At 69.7% G+C, this 20,973-nt stretch carries 20 protein-coding genes; 9 read left to right on the plus strand and 11 right to left on the minus strand.

Going from position 1 to position 20,973, the window contains the following annotated elements:
* The first annotated feature begins 46 nt into the window (after positions 1-46).
* Positions 47-652 (plus strand): phosphatase PAP2 family protein, encoded by a 606-nt coding sequence (locus ABD798_RS32020; protein WP_344883295.1) that lies wholly within the window; start codon positions 47-49, stop codon positions 650-652.
* Here the strand turns inward: ABD798_RS32020 and ABD798_RS32025 are convergent.
* Positions 634-1,059: a pyridoxamine 5'-phosphate oxidase family protein gene (locus ABD798_RS32025; RefSeq protein WP_344883298.1), complete on the minus strand. Its 426-nt coding sequence runs from the start codon at positions 1,057-1,059 to the stop codon at positions 634-636. The genes ABD798_RS32020 and ABD798_RS32025 overlap by 19 nt on opposite strands.
* A 164-nt stretch (positions 1,060-1,223) precedes the next feature.
* On the opposite strand from ABD798_RS32025, the gene ABD798_RS32030 reads away from it, so the two are divergent.
* The 3 genes from ABD798_RS32030 (at position 1,224) to ABD798_RS32040 (ending at position 4,001) form a co-directional block, all read left to right on the plus strand.
* Complete coding sequence (locus ABD798_RS32030) at positions 1,224-1,574, plus strand: YciI family protein (RefSeq protein ID WP_344883712.1); 351 nt, start codon at positions 1,224-1,226, stop codon at positions 1,572-1,574.
* Position 1,575: 1 nt separating this feature from the next.
* Positions 1,576-2,829, plus strand: coding sequence for an RNA polymerase sigma factor (locus ABD798_RS32035; protein WP_344883301.1), 1,254 nt, complete (start codon positions 1,576-1,578; stop codon positions 2,827-2,829).
* A 65-nt stretch (positions 2,830-2,894) separates the two neighbouring features.
* Positions 2,895-4,001, plus strand: a complete 1,107-nt coding sequence (locus ABD798_RS32040; protein WP_344883304.1) for a cobalamin-independent methionine synthase II family protein — start codon at positions 2,895-2,897, stop codon at positions 3,999-4,001.
* Positions 4,002-4,036: 35 nt separating this feature from the next.
* Here the strand turns inward: ABD798_RS32040 and ABD798_RS32045 are convergent, their stop codons facing one another.
* The gene (locus ABD798_RS32045) at positions 4,037-6,079 is read right to left on the minus strand and encodes a tetratricopeptide repeat protein (protein WP_344883307.1); all 2,043 of its coding nucleotides are present in this window, start codon (positions 6,077-6,079) and stop codon (positions 4,037-4,039) included.
* Between the two features lie 95 nt (positions 6,080-6,174).
* On the opposite strand from ABD798_RS32045, the gene ABD798_RS32050 reads away from it, so the two are divergent.
* Positions 6,175-7,137, plus strand: coding sequence for an LLM class flavin-dependent oxidoreductase (locus tag ABD798_RS32050; protein ID WP_344883311.1), 963 nt, complete (start codon positions 6,175-6,177; stop codon positions 7,135-7,137).
* Here the strand turns inward: ABD798_RS32050 and ABD798_RS32055 are convergent.
* From ABD798_RS32055 to ABD798_RS32085, 7 genes are all read right to left on the minus strand, one after another.
* Positions 7,127-7,939 carry a hypothetical protein gene (locus ABD798_RS32055; protein ID WP_344883314.1) on the minus strand — a complete coding sequence of 271 codons (813 nt, stop codon included), beginning with the start codon at positions 7,937-7,939 and terminating at the stop codon, positions 7,127-7,129. The two genes, ABD798_RS32050 and ABD798_RS32055, sit on opposite strands and share 11 nt — an antisense overlap.
* 40 nt (positions 7,940-7,979) lie before the next feature.
* Positions 7,980-8,564 carry a dihydrofolate reductase family protein gene (locus ABD798_RS32060; protein ID WP_344883318.1) on the minus strand — a complete coding sequence of 195 codons (585 nt, stop codon included), beginning with the start codon at positions 8,562-8,564 and terminating at the stop codon, positions 7,980-7,982.
* Between the two features lie 87 nt (positions 8,565-8,651).
* A complete protein-coding gene (locus ABD798_RS32065; protein ID WP_344883321.1) occupies positions 8,652-8,951 on the minus strand; it encodes a hypothetical protein in 300 nt (99 codons plus the stop codon).
* 26 nt (positions 8,952-8,977) lie between these two features.
* Positions 8,978-9,289 carry a hypothetical protein gene (locus ABD798_RS32070; protein WP_344883324.1) on the minus strand — a complete coding sequence of 104 codons (312 nt, stop codon included), beginning with the start codon at positions 9,287-9,289 and terminating at the stop codon, positions 8,978-8,980.
* A gap of 125 nt (positions 9,290-9,414) precedes the next feature.
* On the minus strand, positions 9,415-11,622 hold the full coding sequence (locus ABD798_RS32075) for a hypothetical protein (protein ID WP_344883327.1): 2,208 nt from the start codon (positions 11,620-11,622) through the stop codon (positions 9,415-9,417).
* Between the two features lie 61 nt (positions 11,623-11,683).
* Positions 11,684-12,583 carry a phosphotransferase family protein gene (locus ABD798_RS32080; protein WP_344883330.1) on the minus strand — a complete coding sequence of 300 codons (900 nt, stop codon included), beginning with the start codon at positions 12,581-12,583 and terminating at the stop codon, positions 11,684-11,686.
* A 38-nt stretch (positions 12,584-12,621) separates the two neighbouring features.
* Entirely contained in the window at positions 12,622-13,083 is a 462-nt protein-coding gene (locus ABD798_RS32085) for a glycine-rich domain-containing protein (RefSeq protein ID WP_344883333.1), read from the minus strand.
* 184 nt (positions 13,084-13,267) lie between these two features.
* On the opposite strand from ABD798_RS32085, the gene ABD798_RS32090 reads away from it, so the two are divergent.
* The 3 genes from ABD798_RS32090 to ABD798_RS32100 are packed head-to-tail and all read left to right on the plus strand — an operon-like array spanning position 13,268 to position 15,761.
* Positions 13,268-14,317 carry a helix-turn-helix domain-containing protein gene (locus tag ABD798_RS32090; protein ID WP_344883336.1) on the plus strand — a complete coding sequence of 350 codons (1,050 nt, stop codon included), beginning with the start codon at positions 13,268-13,270 and terminating at the stop codon, positions 14,315-14,317.
* A gap of 13 nt (positions 14,318-14,330) precedes the next feature.
* Positions 14,331-15,002, plus strand: coding sequence for a YdcF family protein (locus ABD798_RS32095; RefSeq protein WP_344883339.1), 672 nt, complete (start codon positions 14,331-14,333; stop codon positions 15,000-15,002).
* Positions 15,003-15,020: 18 nt separating this feature from the next.
* Complete coding sequence (locus ABD798_RS32100) at positions 15,021-15,761, plus strand: WbqC family protein (RefSeq protein ID WP_344883341.1); 741 nt, start codon at positions 15,021-15,023, stop codon at positions 15,759-15,761.
* 7 nt (positions 15,762-15,768) lie between these two features.
* Here ABD798_RS32100 and ABD798_RS32105 read toward each other — a convergent pair whose 3' ends face one another.
* Positions 15,769-17,256: a M1 family metallopeptidase gene (locus ABD798_RS32105; RefSeq protein WP_344883345.1), complete on the minus strand. Its 1,488-nt coding sequence runs from the start codon at positions 17,254-17,256 to the stop codon at positions 15,769-15,771.
* A gap of 104 nt (positions 17,257-17,360) precedes the next feature.
* Between ABD798_RS32105 and ABD798_RS32110 the strand changes: the two genes are divergently transcribed.
* A complete protein-coding gene (locus ABD798_RS32110) occupies positions 17,361-18,251 on the plus strand; it encodes an endonuclease/exonuclease/phosphatase family protein (RefSeq protein WP_344883348.1) in 891 nt (296 codons plus the stop codon).
* Here the strand turns inward: ABD798_RS32110 and ABD798_RS32115 are convergent.
* A complete protein-coding gene (locus ABD798_RS32115; protein WP_344883351.1) occupies positions 18,248-20,884 on the minus strand; it encodes a glycoside hydrolase family 172 protein in 2,637 nt (878 codons plus the stop codon). The genes ABD798_RS32110 and ABD798_RS32115 overlap by 4 nt on opposite strands.
* Between the last annotated feature and the right edge of the window lie 89 nt (positions 20,885-20,973).

A 20,973-nucleotide genomic window follows, 5' to 3' on the forward strand; every position in this document is an offset into this window, starting at 1 on the left:
AGGCGGGTGCCGTGTGCGCGGCACCCGTCTTGGAAGATCTGCGGTCATGACGACTGATTCGCCGACGGCCGCCAAGAGGCTCGCGAAGGCCGTGACCGAGGTGCTGAGCCCCTACGTGGTGCTGGCGGTCCTGGCGTTCACGGCGGGAGCCCTTCCCGGGCCGCAGCGCGCGGAGGCGCTGTGGTGGGCCGCCGCGCTGACGCTCGGCAGCTGCGTCATCCCCTACATCGCGATCGTGCGCGGCGCCCGGCGCGGCCGGTGGGACGGCCACCACGTCAACGACCGCGCGGGGCGCCTGATCCCGCTGGTGATCATCACCGTGTCGATCATCGTGGTGACCGTCGCCATGGGCCTCACGGGAGCGCCCGCGCACATGTTCGCGCTCGGGCTCGGCGAGGTCGTGCTGATCGTCGTCCTCGGCGTGATCACCGTGCTGGGCAAGTGGAAGGTCAGCGTGCACGCGGCCGTCGGCGCCGCCACCGCGGTGATCGTCGTGGTGCTCTACGGCGCCGTGTGGCACGTGCTGTGGCCGCTCGTGGTGCTGTTGGGGTGGTCCCGCGTCGAGCTGGAGGACCACACCCTCGCGCAAGTGCTCGTCGGCACCGCGCTCGGCATCGCCTTCCCCGCCGTTCTCTACCCGCTGATGCTGTAGTCCGTTGAGTACCAACGGTTCGGGCGCATGCGGAACGTGGCGATCGTCTCGCCCTCGATCGACTTGAGGAAGTCCTCCGCGGCCTCGCCCTCCAGGTAGCGACGGGCCAGCGCCTCCAACTCCGGCCACGGCGTCTCGTTGTCGACGGACACCACCGGGCCGGAGACGCTGACGTAGCGGTACGGCGGGTTCTCGTCCTGTACCACCAGGGTGAACTCGCGCGCCGCGTCGAGCAGGCGGAACTTCAGCGACTCGGGCGCGGTCTGCACGAGGACCTCGCCGCCGGGCTCGTAGTCGTACCAGACCGGAACGGCCAGCGGCGGACCTTCGCGGCGCGCGATGCTGATCACGCCGACGTGCACACCCGCCAGGAACTCCTCGCGCTTGGACTCACTCATCACAGCCATGCCCCCAGTGAAGGGCACCGCGCGGCGGCGGGCCATGTGAGCGCGTCCGCGATGGATGTGCGCGCGTCTGCGTCATCCCGGGTAGAAAAATGTCGGGAAGCGTGTCCATGCGGCCTCGTCCCGTTCGTAGTGGTGGTGACGACGCCAACGCTGAGGAGCACGAGATGAAGTACATGCTGTTGATCAACGCGGGTTCGATCGACGAGAACGGCGGGGCCGCGGAGTGCACGGTCGAGGACTGGATGGCCTACGACAAGGAGGTCAAGGAGGCCGGGGTCCTGGTGTCCGGGGAGTCGCTCGCCGACCTGGTCACGGCCACCACCGTGCACGTCGGCGAGGACGGGAAGCGCCTGGTCACCGATGGTCCGTTCGCTGAGGGCCGCGAGGTGCTCGGCGGCTTCTACGTGATCGACGTGCCGGACCTGGACGCCGCGCTGGACTGGGCCGCCCGGTGCCCCGGCGCGCGCGGCAGCGGCTCGATCGTGGTGCGGCCCATCGCCGACTTCGGGGCCTGACATGACGGACGAGGCGTCGCTGGCATCTGTGGAAGGCGTGTTCCGCGAGGAGCACGGCCTGCTGCTGGCGGCGCTCGTCCGCCGCTTCGGTGACCTGGACCTGGCCGAGGAGGTCGCCTCCGAGGCCATGGAGATCGCGCTCACCCGCTGGCCGGTCGACGGTGTCCCGCCCAAGCCCGGTGCGTGGCTGATGACCACGGCGCGGCGCCGGGCGGTCGACCGGTTGCGGCGGAACAAGGCCTACGCGGAGCGGCTGGCGGTGCTGCGCGTGGAGGCGGAGCGTGCCGATCCCGCGCCCGCCGCCGACATCGGGAACGGGGACGGCCTGCCGGACGACCGGTTGCAGCTGTTCTTCACCTGCGCGCACCCCGCGCTGCCCGCCGAGGACCGCCTCGCGCTGACGCTGCGCTGCCTCGCCGGGATGACCACGCCCGAGGTGGCGCGGGCGTTCCTGGTGCCGGTGGAGACCATGGCCAAGCGGATCACCAGGGCCAAGAAGAAGATCCGTGAGGCGCGCATCCCGTTCCGCGTGCCCGGCGCCGATGAGCTGCCGGAGCGGCTGCCCGGCGTGCTCCAGGTCGTGTACTCGATCTTCACCGAGGGCTACGCGGCCAGCTCCGGCGAGCACCTGCAACGCCTGGACCTGGCCGAGGAAGCGATCCGGCTGGCCCGCATCCTGTGCGCGCTGATGCCCGCCGAGCGCGAGGTCCGCGGGCTGCTCGCGCTGATGCTGCTGGTGCACGCCCGCCGCGAGGCGCGCAGCGGGGCCGACGGCGCGGTGGTGCTGTTGGAGGAGCAGGACCGCGCTCGGTGGGACCGCGTGATGATCGAGGAGGGGACCCGCCTCGTGGAGGTGGCGCTGACCGGCGGGCGCCCGGGCCCGTACGGCGTGCAGGCCGCGATCGCCGCGCTGCACGACGAGGCCGCTGACCTCGACAGTACCGACTGGCCGCAGATCGTGGCGCTCTACGAGGTGTTGCTGGCGCTGCTGCCGTCGCCGGTCGTCGCGGTGAACCGGGCCATCGCGGTGGCCATGCGCGACGGTGCCGAAGCCGGGCTCGCGCTGCTCGACGCGCTGGCCGACGAGCCGCAGCTGCGCGGATACCACCCCTATCCGACCGCGCGGGCCGAGCTGCTGCACCGGCTCGGCCGCGACGAGGAGGCCGCTGCCGCCTACCGGCGGGCGTTGGAGCTGGCCGGAACCGAGCCGGAGCGGGCGAACCTGCGGCGCAAGCTGAGCGAAGACCATCCATAGTGGACAGATCGGTTCAGGCCGAAACGTCCCTTGCCCCAAGGCACATCTCGTGGTGACCTAGCGCCATGAAGAGCCACGTCGTCGGTTCGCTGCTCCGCCCACCGGCCCTGCTCGCCGCCCGGGAGCACCAGGTCTCCGCGGAACGGTTGCGGGAGCTGGAGAACGAGGCCGTGGACGCGGCGATCGCCTTGCAGGAGGCGGCGGGGATCGACGTCATCACCGACGGCGAGCAGCGGCGCGGCGTGTACTTCGACTCGCTGGCCGGGGTGCTCGACGGCATCACGCCGGTGCTGCCCGGGCAGAGCGAGGTGCTCGACAAGATGGTGGGCGCGGACGCCTGGCACACCGACGAGTCGGCGACCGAGTTGGCCGACCTTGAGGCGAAGTTGCTCATCACCGGCAGGCTCGCGCGCCGGGAATCGCTTGCGCTGCAAGAGTTCGAGTACGCCAGCCAGCGCGCGAAGCACCCGCTCAAGGTGACGCTGCCGTCGCCGAGCAGCATCGCGCTGGTGTTCTGGTCCGACGAGCACTCCACCGCCGCCTACCGCGACGTGTCCGAGGCGATGGACCACGTGGCCGAACTGCTGCGCGAGGAGATCTCCGCGCTGGCCGCGCGCGGGTGCCGCTACGTGCAGGTGGACGCGCCCGACCTGACCTTCCCCATCAACGAGGCGAAGTTCTTCTACGAGGCGGCGGGGCTCGACCGGGACCGGTTCCTGGCGAAGAGCGTCGAGCTGCTGAACAGCGTCATGACCGAGCCCGGTGTCACGTTCTCCACGCACGTCTGCCGTGGCAACAACCAGGGGCAGTGGCACACCTCCGGCGGCTACGGCGCGATCGCCGCGCAGGTGTTCCCGCGCCTGGACAACGCGGACCTCGTGTTCCTGGAGTACGACGACGAGCGCTCCGGCGGGTTCGAACCGCTCGCGGAGGTCCCCGACGACAAGGTCGTGGTGCTCGGGCTGATCTCCACCAAGACCGATGTCGTCGAGTCCCGCGCGGACGTCGAGCGCCGCATCGAGGAGGCCGCCCGCTTCCACCCGCTGGAGAAGCTGGCGATCTCCCCGCAGTGCGGCTTCGCGTCGGCCATGCAGGGCAACCCGCTGTCGGAGGCCACGCAGCGCGCCAAGCTCGAACTCGTCGGCGAGATCGGTCGCTCTCTCGCGTCCTGACCGCGCTCGCCGTTGCCGCGCCGAGGCGCGGAAGATCAGCGCAGGCGGTCCGCGTCCGGAGCGTCGACCAGCTCGAACAGGGCCAGCGCCCGGCCCCGCAGCTCCTCCGCGCGCTCGGGGTCGGTGCGCTGCGCCAGCGTGCTGAGGATCTCCAGCGCCAGCCCCTGCCCGAACGCGGAGTTCAGCGATGCCATGGCGGACAAGGCTTTGCTCGCGTGCTGCTCGGCCAGCTCGTGCTGACCGTCCTTGAGGTAGGCCTCGGCGAAGAAGACGTCGTGGCGTGCGTGGTGGTAGGGATCGACGTCGCCGAGGGCGGTCAGCCGGGCCTTGGCCTCGATCAGCAACGGCAGCGCGGTCGCGGCCCGGTCGACGGCGACGTGGGCCCGGCCCAGGTTGAGCATGGAGATCGCGACCTTGCGCTCCGCTCCGGCCACCTCGCCCCAGACCTCCGCCGCGCGCCGGAAGTGCTCGACGGCCTGCCCCGCATCACCGTCTGCCAAGCACGCTGAGCCGAGGCCGTCCTCGACGTTGCCGGTGTTCCACCCGTCGCGGGTGCGCTCGTTCACCGCCTGCGCCCGGGCGAAGCAGCGTCGGGCCTTCGCGTGATCACCCCTCGCCTTGCAGCCCATTCCGGCTTGGAAGAGCATGCGTCCTTCGGCGACCTCGTCACCGCACGCCCGCGCCGCTTCGACCGCGAGCTCCTCCAGCTCCTCGCGGTCCTGGTTGTACCGGCGATGCAGGAACAACGGCCACATGGCGTCCACCACGCGCCACGAGATCTCGGGAACCCCTTGCCGCGCAACCGCACGGAGGTTTCCGCGTTCTTCCTCAAGCCAGTCGACCGCATCGCGCGCGCCGTCGAAGTCCTTGTGCCCCAACGAGGTGAACGCGTGTGGAAGGCGTCGTCGGTTCGGCGTCGCTGCCCTGTCCGCCGCCATCGCGCTCACGAGGTACCACTCCCAGCACACGCGCCGCGCCTGCTCGGTCTCCTGCTCCGTGGCGCGCTGTGCGGCGTGCAGCCGGAGGAGGTCGTGGAACTGGAAGCGGTCCTCGCGAACCTCTTCCAGCATGTTGGTGTCCACCAGCTCTTCCAACGCATGTTCGGCGGCTTCGGTCGTCAGGCACGCTGCCGCGTCGGTGCTGAACTGGGGGCCTGGATGCGCAGACAGACGGCGGTAGAGCTGTGCGGCTTCGTCGGAGAGCTGCGAGTAGGACATGTCGAAAACCGCGCTCACGGACAGGTCTTCGTGCTTCGACAAGCCCTTGAGCCGGGTCCTCTCGTTCTCCAGTTCGCCGAGAACCCTTGCCAGGGACCATTTCGGCCGTGCCACGAGGCGCGCGGCGATGACGGCGAGCGCGATCGGCAGGCCTGCGCACGCCGCGACGATCCGTGCTGCCGCGTCCGGTTCGGCCGCGACCCGCTCGGCCCCGATCACGTTGGACAGCAACACCAAGGACGTCTCGGTGTCCATCGGCGCGGCGTCCACCCACCGCGCTCCGTCGGCGGCGAGCGCACTGAGCCTTCGCCTGCTGGTCACCACGACCACGCCGTCGGTGCCCCCGGGCAGCAGCTGGCGCACCTGGTCGGCGGAGGAGGCGTTGTCCAGCAACACGGCCAGCGACTTGTCGGCCGTCATCGTGCGGTACAGAGCTTGTTGCTCAGCAAGGGATGCGGGAACCTTCTCGGGCGCGACGCCCAGTGCGCGCAGGAACTGCCCGAGCGCATCGGCCGGGCGGACGGGGCCTGAGGGGTCGAAGGCGCCGAGGTTCGCGAACAGCTGGCCGTCCCGGCCGAGCTCCGGCACCTGGCTCAGCCAGCGCAGCGCGAGACTGGTCTTGCCGATGCCTCCGGCGCCGGTGATCACGACCAGCGCACGCCCACCGACCGCGCGCGAGAGCGCTTCGAGCTCGGGCACGCGGCCGGTGAAGTGCGCGGGCGGCAACGGGAGCTGCCTGGGCTTGGCGATCTCGGCGGGCACGCGGTGGAAGTGGACACCGCCGTGGATGGTCCCGGCCTGCACCAAGGACCCCGACACCGCGCCCGTCGCATTGCTCACCTGCGGCGGAACATCGCTCACCGCGCCCCCCAACTCGGATCGACCGCCACCTACGCTAGCGGTGCCCTTGGAGGCACCTCAACCATTTCGTCCACAATGGACAGTGGAGGTGGCGGATGACGAGAACGGTGCGCCTGTCGGTGCTGGACACCTCGCCGATCGTGCAGGGCGCCACCGCGCGGCAGGCTCTGCGCAACACCGTCGACCTGGCCGGACTGGCCGATGAGCTGGGCTTCCACCGGTACTGGGTGCCCGAGCACCACGGGATGCGCGGGGTGGCCAGCTCCGCGCCCGCCGTGCTCATCGCCCATCTCGCGAACGCCACCGGCACGATCCGCGTCGGCGCGGGCGGGGTGCTGCTGCCCAACCACGCGCCGATCGTGGTCGCCGAGCAGTTCGGGACACTCGAAGCTCTGCACCCGGGACGGATCGACCTCGGCATCGGCCGCGCGCCCGGCGGAGCCGCTCCAGCCGTCGAAGCCGTGCGCGGCGGGCGCACGGAGAAGCCCTTCGAAGAGCAGTTGGACGAACTGCTCGCCCACTTCGCCCCGGCCGAGGACGCGCGGGTCAAGGCGATCCCCGCGCTCGGCAACACGCCGCCGATCTACCTGCTCGGCTCCTCGGCGGCCAGTGCGCGGATCGCCAGCGCGCGCGGCCTTCCCCACGCGTTCGCGCACCACCTCAACCCGGCAGGCGCCGCCGAGGCCGCGCGCGTCACCACGCCGGCGCTGGTCAGCGTCTCCGCCATCGTCGCGGACACCGATGAGCGCGCCGAGTGGCTCGCGGGCTCGACGCGGTTGAAAGTCCTCAGCCGTGTGCGCGGACACCGCATCCGCCTGCCGAGCCCGGAGGACGCGGCGGCGCGGGCCTACACCGACGGCGACCGAGCGGAGATCGCGGCGCGCTCCGGCAGCGTTCTCGTCGGGTCGCCGGAAACGGTGGTGCAGAAGCTCCAAGCGGTGCTCGACGAGACCGGCGTCAGCGAGCTGATGATCACCACGCCCGTCTTCCACCACGCTGACCGGCGCCGCTCCCACGAACTGCTCGCGGAGCACGTGCGGGGCCGGCTCACCAGCTGAGGACGCGCGGCGGCTGCCGATCGACGAGCCGCTTCGCGGTGGCCAGTTCCGGAACGCGCTCGCGCAGCACGCTGATCCCCAGCGGGACGAGCACCAGGCACGGGATCACCGCGATGGCGACGTCGAGCAGGGCGCTCTCCTTGAGGATGCCGTGGGCGATCCCCGGGATCACCAGCAGGCCGCAGCGGACGAGCCCGAGCGCTCCCACGCGATAAGCGCCGACCGCCAGCAGCGCCATGCCCACCAATCCGAGGAAGGTGACCCACACCGGGACCCTCCACATGCCGTACGAGAGGTCCACGTAGGAATCCAGCACGAACGTCGTCGCCTGCTCCAGACCGAGCTTGTCGACGAGTTGGAACGCGGTCTGGTTGATTCCCGCGAAGTACCCCTTGGCGAACAGCGACGAAATGACGAGCACGGTTCCCCAGAACGCCAGGCGCGCGGACCTCGCGGCGACCACCCGCCCGAGGGTGAGCACGGCCGGGACCATCAGGACGGCGCCGACGGCGTAGAGGGCGAACCCGGCGGTGACCAGCCAGGGGTGCTGCTCGTAGGCGGCCAGCTGCTCCGGCGCGTCGAAGGTCTGCCGGTCGAACCAGGCTTGCTCCTGCGGTGTGAAGACCACGATCTCGCGGGCCACGTGGCGCACGACCAGCGCCACGAGCCACACCACCGGCCCCAGCACCAGCGCCAGCCCACCGAGGACGCGGCCGGGGATCCACGCGTTGGTCAGCTCGTGCGCCGACTGGATCCGCCTCGGCAGCCGCGCGCTCAGAAGTCCGTTCGTCAGCCCGTTCATCACAGCGCGGAACCCTGACAGGCCGAACCTCAAAGCACTCTCAGCGACAGATCCGGTAGCGGACGTGCGTGGCCTCCGGCGTGTTCACCACGCGGATGATCTTCAGCTCGACGCTCGCCGGCAGCACGTCGAAGAGGCGGCGGCCCCGTCCGAGCAGCACCGGGACGGTGTGGATCTGCACCTCGTCGAGCACGCCCGCCGCGATCGCCCGCCGTCCGGTGTTCGCGCCGAGCACGTGCACGCGTCGGTGCCGAGCGGCGCGCTTGGCCCGGCGCATCGCGCTGGTGATCCCGTCGTGCACGTAGGTCACCAGCGGGTAGTCCGCCACGGACGGCCCTGGCGGGCGGTTGCTCGGCACGAAGATCGGCACGCCGCTGCCGTGGTGGTCGCCGCCCCAGTGGCCGACCTGTTCGGCGGTCCGCCTGCCCGCGAGGACCGCTCCGATGGTCCTCAGCTCGTCGAGCAGGTCCCCCGCCGCCCCGCCGGTGCGGAACTCGCCGTCCGGGGTGAGCCCCCACGCGTGCAGCCGGGAAAAGCCGTCTCCACCGGGGTTTTCCGGCCCGTCGTTCGGGCCCGCGATGAAACCGTCCAGCGACATCGACATGTCCAGCACAGCTACGCCCACGTCGTCCTCCCGAGTTCTCGACCTCGTCCGTCACCGACGCGTTGAACGGCGCGCGCCGGATTCGACAGCGCGCCGTTCACGACGGCGTCACGCGTGGTTGGCACCCCAGCCGAGGACGTCGGCGCCGGCGGCGCACCACGCCGTCGACCAGCCGCCGTCCGGAGTGCGCGGGCCGTAGTGGGCGTAGGTGGTGCCGTTGTCCCGCCGTTTGCAGTGGACCATCGCCACGAAGAACCCGCCGTGCGCACAGGAAACGGAAACTCCCTTGTGCCCTTGAGAACCGGTCACGTGCTGCCCCTGGCACCCCGCCGACGCAGCAGCTTGGCCCGCAGCCAATCCCATCGTGAGCGCGGCGGCGGCAACGGCTCCAGCCAACAACTTCGTCATTCCAGCCTCCCGTGTGGTCGGAATCGTCAGTCGCTGTAGCCGCCCCAGAGTTCGAGATCAGAGTTCCGGTCGCACCACGCCGTCGACCAAGCACCGTTCGGGACCCGGTTTCCGATGTGGGTGTACTTGTGGCCGTTGTCCCGACGCTTGCAGCCGATGAACGCCCTGAAGTGAGTGCTGTTGTCGAAAGCGCACCGCGCCGACGCTCCCCGATGTCCTTCACCACCTGTCAGGAGCCGCACGTCGTGGCACCCCGCCGACGGCGCCGCCTCGGCCTGCCCGGTCATCCCCCACGTCGCCACGAACATCATCGCGGCGACGGCCAGCTGGCTCTTCATCCTGGTTCCCTTCGTTCGAGCAGTCCCCAGATCGTTGCCGCGCGGGGGTGACCGCCACCAGGTCACGCACCGGCCACCTGTGACCGCTTCAGTCCACAAAGGATCGAACGTGGGAGTTGTTCGCGTCAGCCCACCAGCCTGATCGAATCGATCTTCACCGGGCCGGGCGCGTTGGCGGGATCGACGCGGAACCGCTTGAGCGTGCCGGTCCACTTCGGGTGCGCGCCGACGTCGATGCGATAGGTCGTGCAGTACGCGTCCCGCGCGACCGCGGCGGCTCCGATCTGCTTGTCGTCGGCCCACTTCTGATCGGCGTCAGTGGTGAAGTACACCTGCATCCCGGTTCCGGCCGTCTCGTTGCGCATGCGCACCTCGACGAAGCGCAGCGCGCGCGTGTCCACCCCGAGACCGTCCGGCGAGTACACGGCCGGGTCGTCGCCCGTGGCTTCGAGCCGAAGTTCGCCGCCTTCGGCTTTTCCGGTCAGCTGAACGGCTTCGTCCCAGCCGTCGCGTCCGTTGGTGAAGTCCCAGCGGACCTCCGGCCCTGGCGCGTAGCCCACCGCGGGCACCCAGCTCACCGAGTCGTTCGCCGCGTCGCCCTTGCTGCCCAACTCGAACCGCAGCACGTCGCCGCGCCGCACCGGCACGTCGTCGAGGTTGACGTCCACGCCGTCACGCTCGCGCGGGCCGATGTCCAGCGGTCCGCCGATCACCTGACCGTTGCGGGTGATCCGCACGACCACCCCGTCACCGCCGAGTTCCGTCTTCAGCACCCGGCCCCGCAGGTGCACGGAGCCGTCCTTGGGCGCGGTCCACGTCCTGGCGCTCCACGCCGAACCTTCCTCGGCCGTCTGCGTGAACTGCTTGATCACCGGGCGCGGCGCCGTGCCCGCGCGGAACTCCTTGGCAGCGGCGTCATAACGCAGGTCCTGCCACTGCTTCCCGTCCGCGCTGTGCTGGTGACCCCAAGGGCTCCCCGGAACACCGAAGGCCGCCGCCGCGTAGGTCGCTTCCGCCGTGGAGTTGAGCTGGCGGTTGCCGCTGATGCGGAAGCCGTCGAAGTTGCCGCCGCTCTCCGCGTGCAGGAATCCGGTCGGCTCGGCGTGCAGGTTCCCCGCGATCACCCCGGTCGGCTTGTGGTTGCTGACGAGCCTCGCGATGCCGCCCTTGTGCACCCGGTCGTTGCCACGACCGTTGTCCACGAACAGGTTCCCGGTGATCTGGTGGTCGAGGCTGCGGTCGTCCGTGCCGTGGTGCGCCAGGACGCTCACACCGGGACCGGAGTTGCCGGAGATCAGGCTGTTGCGCAGGTGCACGCGCTCGGTCGCGGTCTCGTAGTCGAAGCCCGTCTCGTCGACCGACCCGGTGCGAGGAGTGTCCGCGAAGATCGAGTTGACCACCTGGAGATCGGCCACCCTGCCGATGAAGACCCCTGCCGTCCCCGTTTCCGACCGGCACGCCGCCCCCGCTCGGACCACCGAGTTCATGATCAGCGCATCGCGCAGGTTCACCAACCGCAGCGTGTCGTCACAGCCCCGCGCGGGGCCACCGTTGTCGTGCAGGTTGAGCCCGTCCATCACGACCTCGCGCACGAGCGTGCTGCCGTCTCCGCCCAGTACGTGCTGCGCGGCAAGCCCGTTGCACCAGTCGAACGAGACGCCCGCGAGGCTGCCCGTCGCCTCGATGTTGCGCAGCAGCACACCTTTCACCGCGTACTTGTCCGTACCGAACTTGTGCGCGAAGTCGCCGGTCACCTCGATGCCCGCCGAGTTGTACACGTGGTTGGTGCGACCGCAGTCGATCGGCTGCGCGGGCCCGGGCCACGCCGTGTCGGTGTGGTGGATGCCCCGGATGTCGCGCACCGAGATGTCGGTCAGCGTCAGCCCCTCGTTGCCCAACGTGTTGTAGAAGACCATGAGCCCGGTCCCCGCGTTGCTGATGTCCACATTGGACACTCGCCAGTGCGTCGGGTTCAGCATCAGCACCGCGCGGTCCAACGGCTTGCCGTCGCGGCGGATGTGCGGCCGAGGCCCGCTCCCGTAGGCGTCCAGCACGATCGGCGCCGCCGCCGTTCCCGTGCCGCGCAGGTAGAGCATCTGGTTCCAGGTCGCTCCCCTGGCCAGCAGCACGCGGTCGCCCGGGTCGAAGATCTTCGGCTCCACCGGCCCGAAGTCGCACCACGGCGCGCTCGGCGAGGTCCCCGCCCCGCCGTTGGCGCAGTTCGACCCCGCGCGGTTGTCGATGTAGTACGTCGTCCCGGCCCGCGCCGTCGCCGGCAGTGGCGCCAGCACAACGGAGAGCACGACCACCGCAACCGCGAACATCCTTCTCACATCAGCGGAGTATGCCCACCCGCCGCGCCACACCCACCACGTTTCGCCGATTCTCGACGCATCAACCGTCCACTGTGGACCTCGCGGACGGGTCGTGGTGCCGGGCCCAGGCACGGGCGGCAGCGACCAGGAACGGCCAGTGCCCTGCCGGAGCCGATCTCGACCGGTACTCCCACAGACCGCACATCGTGATCGCGAAGGCCCATCGGATTCCCGGGTCGACAGGCGCACTGAACTTTTCAGTCAGCCATGCGCGGGCCGCAGCGGGCGTGTGCCCGGCGACGACAAGGCGGATGCCCAGCAACTCCAGATCGACCCAACGCGCAGCCCGGCTCGCCCATGCCCAGTCGACGACGCGGGCCTTGTCGGCCACGAGGATGTTGAGCGGGTGCAGATCGGCGTGGATCACCGACTCTCCGTCCGTCGCACGAGCCGCTGCCGCCTGGGCGTCGACGAACTCGTCCAGCCGCTCGCGTTGCCACGTCGGGAGATCGAGCGGAGGGTCATCCCTCAGACGCGTCCACGGCGCGATCGTCGTCAGGCGATCAGCGAAGCGCCGCAACGAGACCTCGCGTGCCGCTCGGTTCTCTCGTTGAAGAACGGTGACCGCGTCCGCGACCATCGGTAGATCCGGCGAGTCAGGGCCGAGGTCGGCGTGGCGCCCGGCGATGTGCTCGAAACCGAGCAACAGCCATCCCGCCACCTCAACTGTCCACAGCAGACGCGGAACGACGTCGGGCAGGTGGGGGTTGAGCGCGGCCTCCGCGCGATGCGTCCACGTTGTCGGCTCGTCGACCCGGATTCCTTTGCAGAACAGCAGCCCGGTCGCGGTGTGCAGAGTGGTGGCGAGGTCGCTCCCGCGCCCGGCTGGAGGGGAGTGGGCCCCGCTGACCGTTCCGGTGTGCGCGCTGACCGCACGCCGCACGGTCAACGGAAGTCCTTCCCATTCCAGCCGGGCCACAGCTTCTCCTCGGATCGAGTGACGGTCAGCGAAAGGACTCACATCACCGAGTCCGGCGGCGGATCATCGTGGCAGCCGTTCTGACAACCCGAGCAAGCCATCGCGGGAGCAGACCACAAAGCCCGGTCTGTGGTGTATCCGGCAGCGTGAATCGCCGCGACCGTCCGCGCCAACGCCACCGACGCGTCGATGCCGTCATCGGCGTTCTCGGTGGGGACGTGGTGGAGGAACCGCCCAGCAATGCGCTGACAGAACTCCGCGTAGTCGTGCGTGTGGAGCAAGAACAGGTGCCATCCCCAGTCCACGCGAGGACTGGGCGAGAGCGGCGTCCCCGTGTTGGTCGCACAGGCGGCGAGAAACGCCAACGCGTCCGACATGATCGCCTCGGCGTCATCGTGGGTCAGACGGTGTTCGGCGGCGAGCCGTCGAGAAAAGCGGGAGAACGAGCGGGGGTCGAGCAGTGTCCGTCCGGGCACCGCAGCGGCAAGGCACGACGTCATGGCAGTTCCTCCTCAGCAGGTCCACGTTCGCCTTGCGCCTGTTGGCCTCTGGCGAATCGGGCACGACCAAGGCTGCATCGGACGGGCAGCTCTGCGGGAGCCCGCGGTGTTGCAGCGTCGTAGCAGGAGTTGTGCGGCCCGTTCCCACGGGTGTTTCCATGAATGGCGGAGCAAGGAGGCCGTCATGGTGACCGTGCACAGGTGGACAGGTCAGGAAACGAGGGCGCTGCGGGACGCGCTGCGGCTCTCCGGTCGCGACTTCGCAGCGTTTCTTGGTGTCGCTCATCGTTCGGTTGCCGAGTGGGATCGACGCGGGGCGGACATCACTCCGGTACAGGAGATCCAACAGGTGCTCGACACAGCGTTGGAGCGAGCAGACTCAGCGGCGAAGCGTCGTTTCCTCACGTCGTTGCGCTCCTCGACGGCGAGCGAGGCAGCGGCGGCTCCCGGTGATCTCGACAGCTGGGAGGACGACATCGACCGAGCGATGATCTGCCTTGGCCGACAACAGTTCCGCACCGCGCGCGGCCTGCTCGACCGGTGGTTGAGCCGTCACCCGGAAGAGCACGTGACCGATGTCGGCAGACGCCTGCGCGGCCGGACGCTGGTGCTGCTCGGTGACCTGTTGCGAGATCAGGGACAACTCACCGGACCGGGTGGAGCACGAGAGACCTACCGTGCCGCCGCCACGCTGTTCAGCGGCCTCGGCATGTCGCGCCGCCTCGCGCAGGTGGAACTGCTGCTCACCGTGGTCAGCGAGATGCTCGGCAACCTGACGGTCGCAGCCCGCCACTACCGCGTGTTCGCCGAGGACGAGCGGCTCGATGCCAGGGATCGCGCCCGTGCTCGTCTGTGGATCGGCACCGCCCTGTCGAAGGCAGGGCTGCACCACCAGGCTGAACCGTTCATCGCCGACGCCGCGGAAGCGTTCCTGGACCTCGACGAACCCGAGGACTGGGCCACCGCACAGCAGAAGCTGGCGCTGACCCGTCGCGGAGTTGGTGATCAGGACCGAGCGCTCTGGCACCTCGGACTGGCGGAGCAGAGCGGCGTGCTGGAAACCCCGCTGCAACGCGTTCGGCTGTCGACGGCACGCGGTCACCTCCTGCTCTCCGACCGCGCCACCCACGAGGAGGGACTCGTTACGCTCGACTCGGCCACGTCCGCGGCCGAGAAGTTCGGCTTGGCCCACCAGCGCCGCTCGATCGCCGCGATCCGCGCCACCGCATCCTGAACCTGGAGGTCGAGTGCCCGCCCCGCACGCCACCACGATCACCGACCAGCAGTGGTACGACGCCGAACTGGTCTGGTCCTACCACCAGTTGGGCCACGAGCAGCGAGCCTGCGACGTCGCGATCGGGCTCGGCTCCCACGACCTCGGTGTCGCGAACGCCGCCGTCTCCTTCTACGAAGCCGGATCGTTTCCCCTGGTCGTGTTCTCCGGCGGCAACAGTGCCACCACCCGCGCCCGGTTCCCACGTGGAGAAGCGGTCCACTACCGCGAACACGCACTCGCCCACGGCGTCCCGCCCGAGGCGATCCTGGTCGAGCCTCACGCGTCCAACACCGGACAGAACATCACCTACTCGCGCGAGGTCCTCGCCCAGAACGGCATCGCCCCGACCACGGTCATGCTGATCTCCAAGCCCTACATGCAGCGCCGCGCCTACGCCACGACCCGCAAGCTCTGGCCGGAGATCGAGGTCGTGTGCGCCTCGGAGCCCATGACCCTGAAGGACTACGTCTCCGCGATCGGTGATCCGCGTCTGGTCGTCGACATGCTCATCGGGGACCTGCAACGCATTCAGGTCTACCCGAGCGAGGGCTTCGCGATCGCCCAGGACGTCCCCGCCGAGGTGGCTGCGGCCTACGACCGCTTGGTGCGTGAAGGGTTCACCAGCAGGCTCCTGTCGACCTGATCGCAACTGGAGGCACGGGTGAGGACCTCCGTGGCGATCCAGCAACCGAACTTCCTGCTCCGCTTGTCGACCTTGGCGAAAATAGCCTCCGCCGACGTCTGGGTGAGTCTCGACAACGTCCAGTTCTGCCAACGCGACTACCAGCACCGCGCCGCCCTCGCGGCTGTTGACGCACCCGAGCGACGCACGTGGTTGAGCCTGCCGGTGCACCGCCCCGACGGTCGAGCCACACGCCTCGACCATGTCCGTCTCGTCGATCCCGAAAGGACCGGGCGCCGTATCGACGCGCTCTTGGCCGCGTACTACCGGACCAGCCCCCACTACCCGGTCATTGCCGACATCAGCGCGGCCCTGCGCGGCGTCTTGGCCACGACTGACAGCCTCGTCGACGTCGCCGAGGAGTCCACGCGGCTCCTGCTCGACCTGCTCGGGTGGTCAGCGACGATCACCCGGAGCAGTGAGCACACCGCGCGTTCCGACCGAACCGGCAGGCTTCTCGATCTCACTGCGGCTGTCAGCGGTACCCGCTACCTCTGCGGCTCCGCCGGAGCCTCCTACCTCGACCGCGCGCAGTTCTTCTCCGCCGGGATCACGGTGCGGCAGGTCGAACCTCCGCCAGAACCCCACGGAATCCGAGCGATCTGGTCCTGCGCCCACCGCGTCAGCACGATGTGGGCGCTGGCCCGGCTCGGGCCCGGTGGGCTGCGCGGCGAAGTCGCGAGGTTCGTGGATCACCAGCACGTTGACTGTCCACAGTAGACAAGTCTCAGCGCGGGTGCTGGTGCGGTTTCTCGTGTGCGGCAAGCATGTCCGTGGCCAGGCGCAGGCTCTGCGGAGTGGCGGTGACCGGCGTGCCGTTCGGGCCGACGGGCGGCTTCGACGGAGTGGACAGCCACGTCGTGAACAGCGCGTCGAGCTTCCTGCCGGACACCTGCTCGGCGAACGCGGTGAAGTCGGCGGTGGTGACGTGGCCGCCCCGGTGCTTGGCGAAGTAGCCGCGCATGATCCGGAAGAACACGTCGTCGCCGACGGTGACCCGGAGCGCGTGCAGTGCCATGGCACCGCGCTTGTAGATGGCGGAGTCGAACAGGCGCGTGCCCGGCGAGAGGACGACCTTCCAGAACGGGTCGTCCGCCTTGAAAATGGAGTAGAAGGCGTCGGCCACGTCCTTGGCGGTGGTCTGGCCCTTGTGCTCACCCCACAGCCACTCGGCGTAGGTCGCGAAGCCCTCGTTGAGCCACATGTTCGACCAGTCCTTCAGCGAGACGGAGTCGCCGAACCACTGGTGCGCCTGCTCGTGGACCACGATCCACTCCTGCGACGTGCCGCTCCAGAACGAGTTCCCGTACACGGGGCGGGTCTGGTTCTCGATGGCCGCCTCCCACCCGCTGGTGGCGATGCCGCCGAGGGAGCTGAACGGGTACGGGCCGAACTTCGACGCGAGGAAGTCGGTGATCTCCGGCGTGCGCTCGATGTTGGCCTTCGCGGCGGGCAGGAGCTCGCGCAGCGACACGTCGTAGGCGGTGTAGTACGGCAGGCCGCGCCCGGTGGTGCCCGCGTTGAACTCGAACTGCCCCAGCGCGAGGAAGGGCAGGTAGCTGACCATCGGCTCGTCGGCCCGCCAGCTCCACTTCGTCCACCCCGACAACTGCGTCCTGCCGGTCAGGATGCCGTTGGACAGCGCGGTGGTGCCGTCGGGCACGGTCGCGGACACGGTGTAGGTGGCCTTGTCGGACGGGTGGTCGTTGGAGGGGAACCAGGTCTCGGCGCTGCGCGGCTGACCGATCGACACTCCACCGGTCTCGGTGCGGTGCCACACCTGGATGCCGTCGACCAGGACCTGTGACGGCACGTCGGCGTACTCGACGGCGACGACCAGCGGCCGGTGTTTGCCAACGGGGCGGCGCGGCGTGACGATCAGCTCGGTCTTGTCCTTGGCGTCGACCCGGAACGCGGCGGGCTCACCACCGACGCGCACGGACTTGACCTTGAGCGCGAAGTCGAGGTTGAACTGGGAGAGGTCCTGCGTCGCCGTCGCCCGGATCGTCGTCGTGCCCGACAGCTCGTCGGTGGCGGGCTGGTACCGCAGGTCGATGTCGTAGTGCTGGACGTCGTAGCCGCCGTTGCCCGCCAACGGGTAGATCGGATCGCCGAGCCCAGGAGCTCCCGGTGACGGCGCGGCACCCGCCGCGGTGACGAACAGCGCGACCAGCAGGACGGCCGATGCGGTCACCACACCCTGACGTGTACTCATGCCGGTGAATCCTCTCCGAGAGAAGATCGCACCGTAGCCACGGAAGACCGCTCTGAAGCGCTTTGTCCCCGGTTTTCGGTCCACGAGACGACCTGGAGGAACGCATGTCCCGACGAGTGAGCCGCTTGGGGCTGATCTGCGCGCTGCTGCTGAGCCTGGCACCGGCCGCGCAGTCAGCCGAGCGCCCGGTGATCGGACCGGCCCGCGGTGACGCGCTGCACGTGATGTCGTTCAACCTGCGCTTCGCCTCGACCGCGGAGCCGAACTCGTGGACAGCGCGGCGGCCGGTCCTCACGGAACTGCTGCGCCGGGAGCAGCCGACAGTGCTCGGCACGCAGGAAGGGCTTTACGGGCAGCTGAAGGACATCCAGCGCGATCTGCCGCAGCACTACGACTGGATCGGCGTCGGCCGCGCTGGCGGCAGCCGCGACGAATTCATGGCGGTCTACTACGACACGCGGCGGTTGGAGCCGTTGGAGTTCGACCACTACTGGCTGTCGGACACGCCGAACGTGATCGGCTCGAAGTCGTGGGGGAACACCATCACGCGCATGGTCACGTGGGTCCGGTTCTCCGACAAGCGCACCGGCGCGGAGTTCGTCCTCGTGAACACCCACTTCGACCACCAGTCGGAGAACGCCCGCCAGCGCAGCGCGGAACTCGTGCGGGACCGGATCAACGCGCTCGCCCCAGGGCTTCCCGTGGTGCTCACGGGCGATTTCAACACCAAGGCCGGTGGCACGCCGACTTACGACACCTTGGTGAACGGCGCGCGCATGACGGACAGCTGGCCCGCCGCCGCGCAGCGCCGAACTCCGCTGTACGCGACCTTCCACGGCTACCGCCCGCTAGTGCCGAACGGGGATCGGATCGACTGGATTCTCACCCGGGGCGCTGTGACGGTGGACGCGGCGGGCATCAACGCCTACACGAGAGGTGGCCAGTTCCCATCTGACCACCTTCCCGTGCAGGCGTTGTTGACGATCAAGCCCTAGCGGCCCGGACGAACCGAGATCGGGTCGCGCGAGTCACGGACGAGCGGTCCGCGATCGGCTGCCCGCCAGTCGAGCGCCGCCGGGTCGAGCCGCTGTGCCGCCGAGCGCGCAGCGCCCGCGTCGTACGGTCCGACGTAGGAGCGGACGGTGTAGTCGCTCGCCGTCCACGGCGCCGAGTTCTTCGCGGGCTCCAACGTGATCGCGAGCTGCTTCTTGCCGGAGGTGAACTTCGCCGGGATCGTGAAGGTGTCCTGGAGCCAGCGCTGCGAGGCGTTGCCCGTCACCTGGAGCCAGGTTCCGGCCTCCTTGCCGTCCACGAGGACCTTGACCTCCTGGTACGGGCGGGCGTGGTCGGCGGTGCGGACGAGCTGCACGCCGGTGTTCGCCTGGTCCACCGCGACGGTGAAGCTGACCTTGCCGGTGGTGGAGGTGACCGTGCCCGTGGCGGCGTCGTGGTCGTCGTCGCCCTCGAAGCTGGAGTTCAGCTTGGCCGTGGTCTCCGACTCCACGCGGTAGGAGTGCTGCTCGCGCTCCTTGGCGTTGGCGAGGTCGATCCGGTCGGTGTTGCGCAGCGTGGTCTGCGACTTGCCGTACCAGTAGGACGTGGCGCTGTAGTCGGCCGCGACGTCGGCGAGCGGACCGGACTCGATGCCGAAGCGGAAGGCACTGCTGAACGGGATCGCGTCCGTCAGCATCAGCCGGTAGGCGCCCGTGCAGTCGAACTGGCAGCCGTCGCCGCCGACCTCGTGCGCCGGGTAACCGGCCGCGGGCATGGCGAAGGTGCCGGTGCGGAAGTACCAACCGGACTCGTAGAAGTCCTCCGTGCCGGTGCCGTACTGCAGCGGCGTGAGCACTCCGTCGGAGTAGATCCGCTCGTCACCCTCCAGGTACAGCCGGGGGACGTCGGTGCCGAGGGGGAGCTTGCCGCGCATCGAGTGCGTCATGCCGTAGTACACGCCCCGGCCCGTGGTCTCCACGGCGAGCCAGTCCTTGTCGCGCTCAGCGGCGCCGCTGCGGTGCTTCGCGTGGAAGTAGCCCAGGGAACCCTTGGCGCCCAAGCGGTCCGCCACGGTGCTGTCCGGCGCGGAGGTGACCTCGACCGAAGCTCCCTTGACGGTGGTCGAGCTGCTGTTGACGAGCTCGACGACCGCGTTGCGCGCGAACGGCATCGGCCACCACGCGGTGTACCAGCCGCCCTCGCCCGGGTCCATGGAGAACATCAGCGACCGCACGTCGAACTCGCCGAGGCCGGAGCCGAAGAACTCGCCGATCGGGGCGTCCACGGTGGTCACCCCGTCGAAGCTGATCCGCAGGCGCGTCCCGGTCAGCACGGCGTCCGACGCGGCGACCTGACCGGCGTCGGAGGGGTAGTACGAGGAGCGGCGGCCCTGCCAGGTCTGCTTCTCGACCTTGTAGCCGTGCGCGAGCTCCTCGCCGGGGCGGTGCGGGCCGGGGTCCATGACGTCGGTGCGCACCCACGAGCCGTCGACGAGACTGTGCACGTCGTAGCGGAACTCGTTGAAGTCCACGTCGGAGGAGACGAACTGGTTCCGGACGGTGATCTTCGACTTGCCCGAGGTGAGCGCGGGGGCGATCGCCATGCTCTGCTCGGCCCAGGTCAGCGGGCCGAGGCGGGACTTGTGCCGCCACTGCCCGGCGAGCACGCCGTCCACCAGCACGTTCGCCAGCTGGTTCTCCACCTCGGGGTCATAGCGCCTGGTCAGCCGCACCCCCGTGTTCTTCGGGTGCACGGCGACGGTGAAGCTGCTGCCGCCGTCCTTGCCGTAGGCCCTGCCGTCGTCGACGACCGTGGGGCTGGGCACCACCTGGGGCAGTCGCACGCGCAGCTGGCTGATCTGCGCGGGCCCGGAGAGCTGCGCCACCTTGGCCGCCGCGCCCGCCTGGATGTCCACAGTGGACTTCTGCGTGCTCGCGCCGCGCGCCTGCGGCTTCGGGTCGGCGAGGCCGGAGGCCCGCAGCCGGGTGATCACGTCGGCCGCCTTGTCCTTCGGGTCGAAGGCGGGCACCCCGTCCGCGTCGGCGAAGGTGCGGTAGACCACGTGGTGGAACAGCGGGTTGTTCTGCGTCGTGACGCGCATCGACTGCCGGAACGGCATCGGGACCTTGATCACCACGCCGCCGGAGGTGTCGTCGCGGTTGCCGACCAGCGGCCACACGTACGGCGCGCCGAGCTTGCCGTCCACGACGTCCTGCAGCGGCGCCTTCAGCACGGTCTTGCCGTCGAGCTCGACCTTGATCCAGCCGGTCTTGGTGACCACGCCCTCGTCACGGGTGAACCAGATCGACTCGATCTCCCCGGCCCCGGCGCGCTCGGCGATCACGCAGTTGGTCGCGACCGTCCGCAGGCAGGAGTACGTGCCGTTGAAGCCGTCGTTGTTGCGGCCCTCCCGGTCGTAGCTGGAGAACTGCCGCGTCTCGGTGGCCCCGCGCAGTGCGGCCATGCCGTCGAACTGGCGGTAGGCGGCCCAGCCGAGGGGGCCCTTGTCCCCCGCCGGCGGGGCCGCCGCCTGCGACGACGCCACCGGCGCCGTTGCCACTGCCACGGCAGCCGCCGCGATCAAAGCCCAGGCCGCTCGCCAGCGAGCGTGGCCGGGCCGACGGATACCGCGCACGGCTCCCCCTTGTGTTGCCTGTCCGGAAACTACGTCGCTTATGACGGGGCAACCAGGGGAAGGTTGTCCGGTTTCACGACATTTCACTC

Source organism: Allokutzneria multivorans, assembly GCF_039537405.1.
Classification (GTDB): Bacteria; Actinomycetota; Actinomycetes; order Mycobacteriales; family Pseudonocardiaceae; genus Allokutzneria; species Allokutzneria multivorans.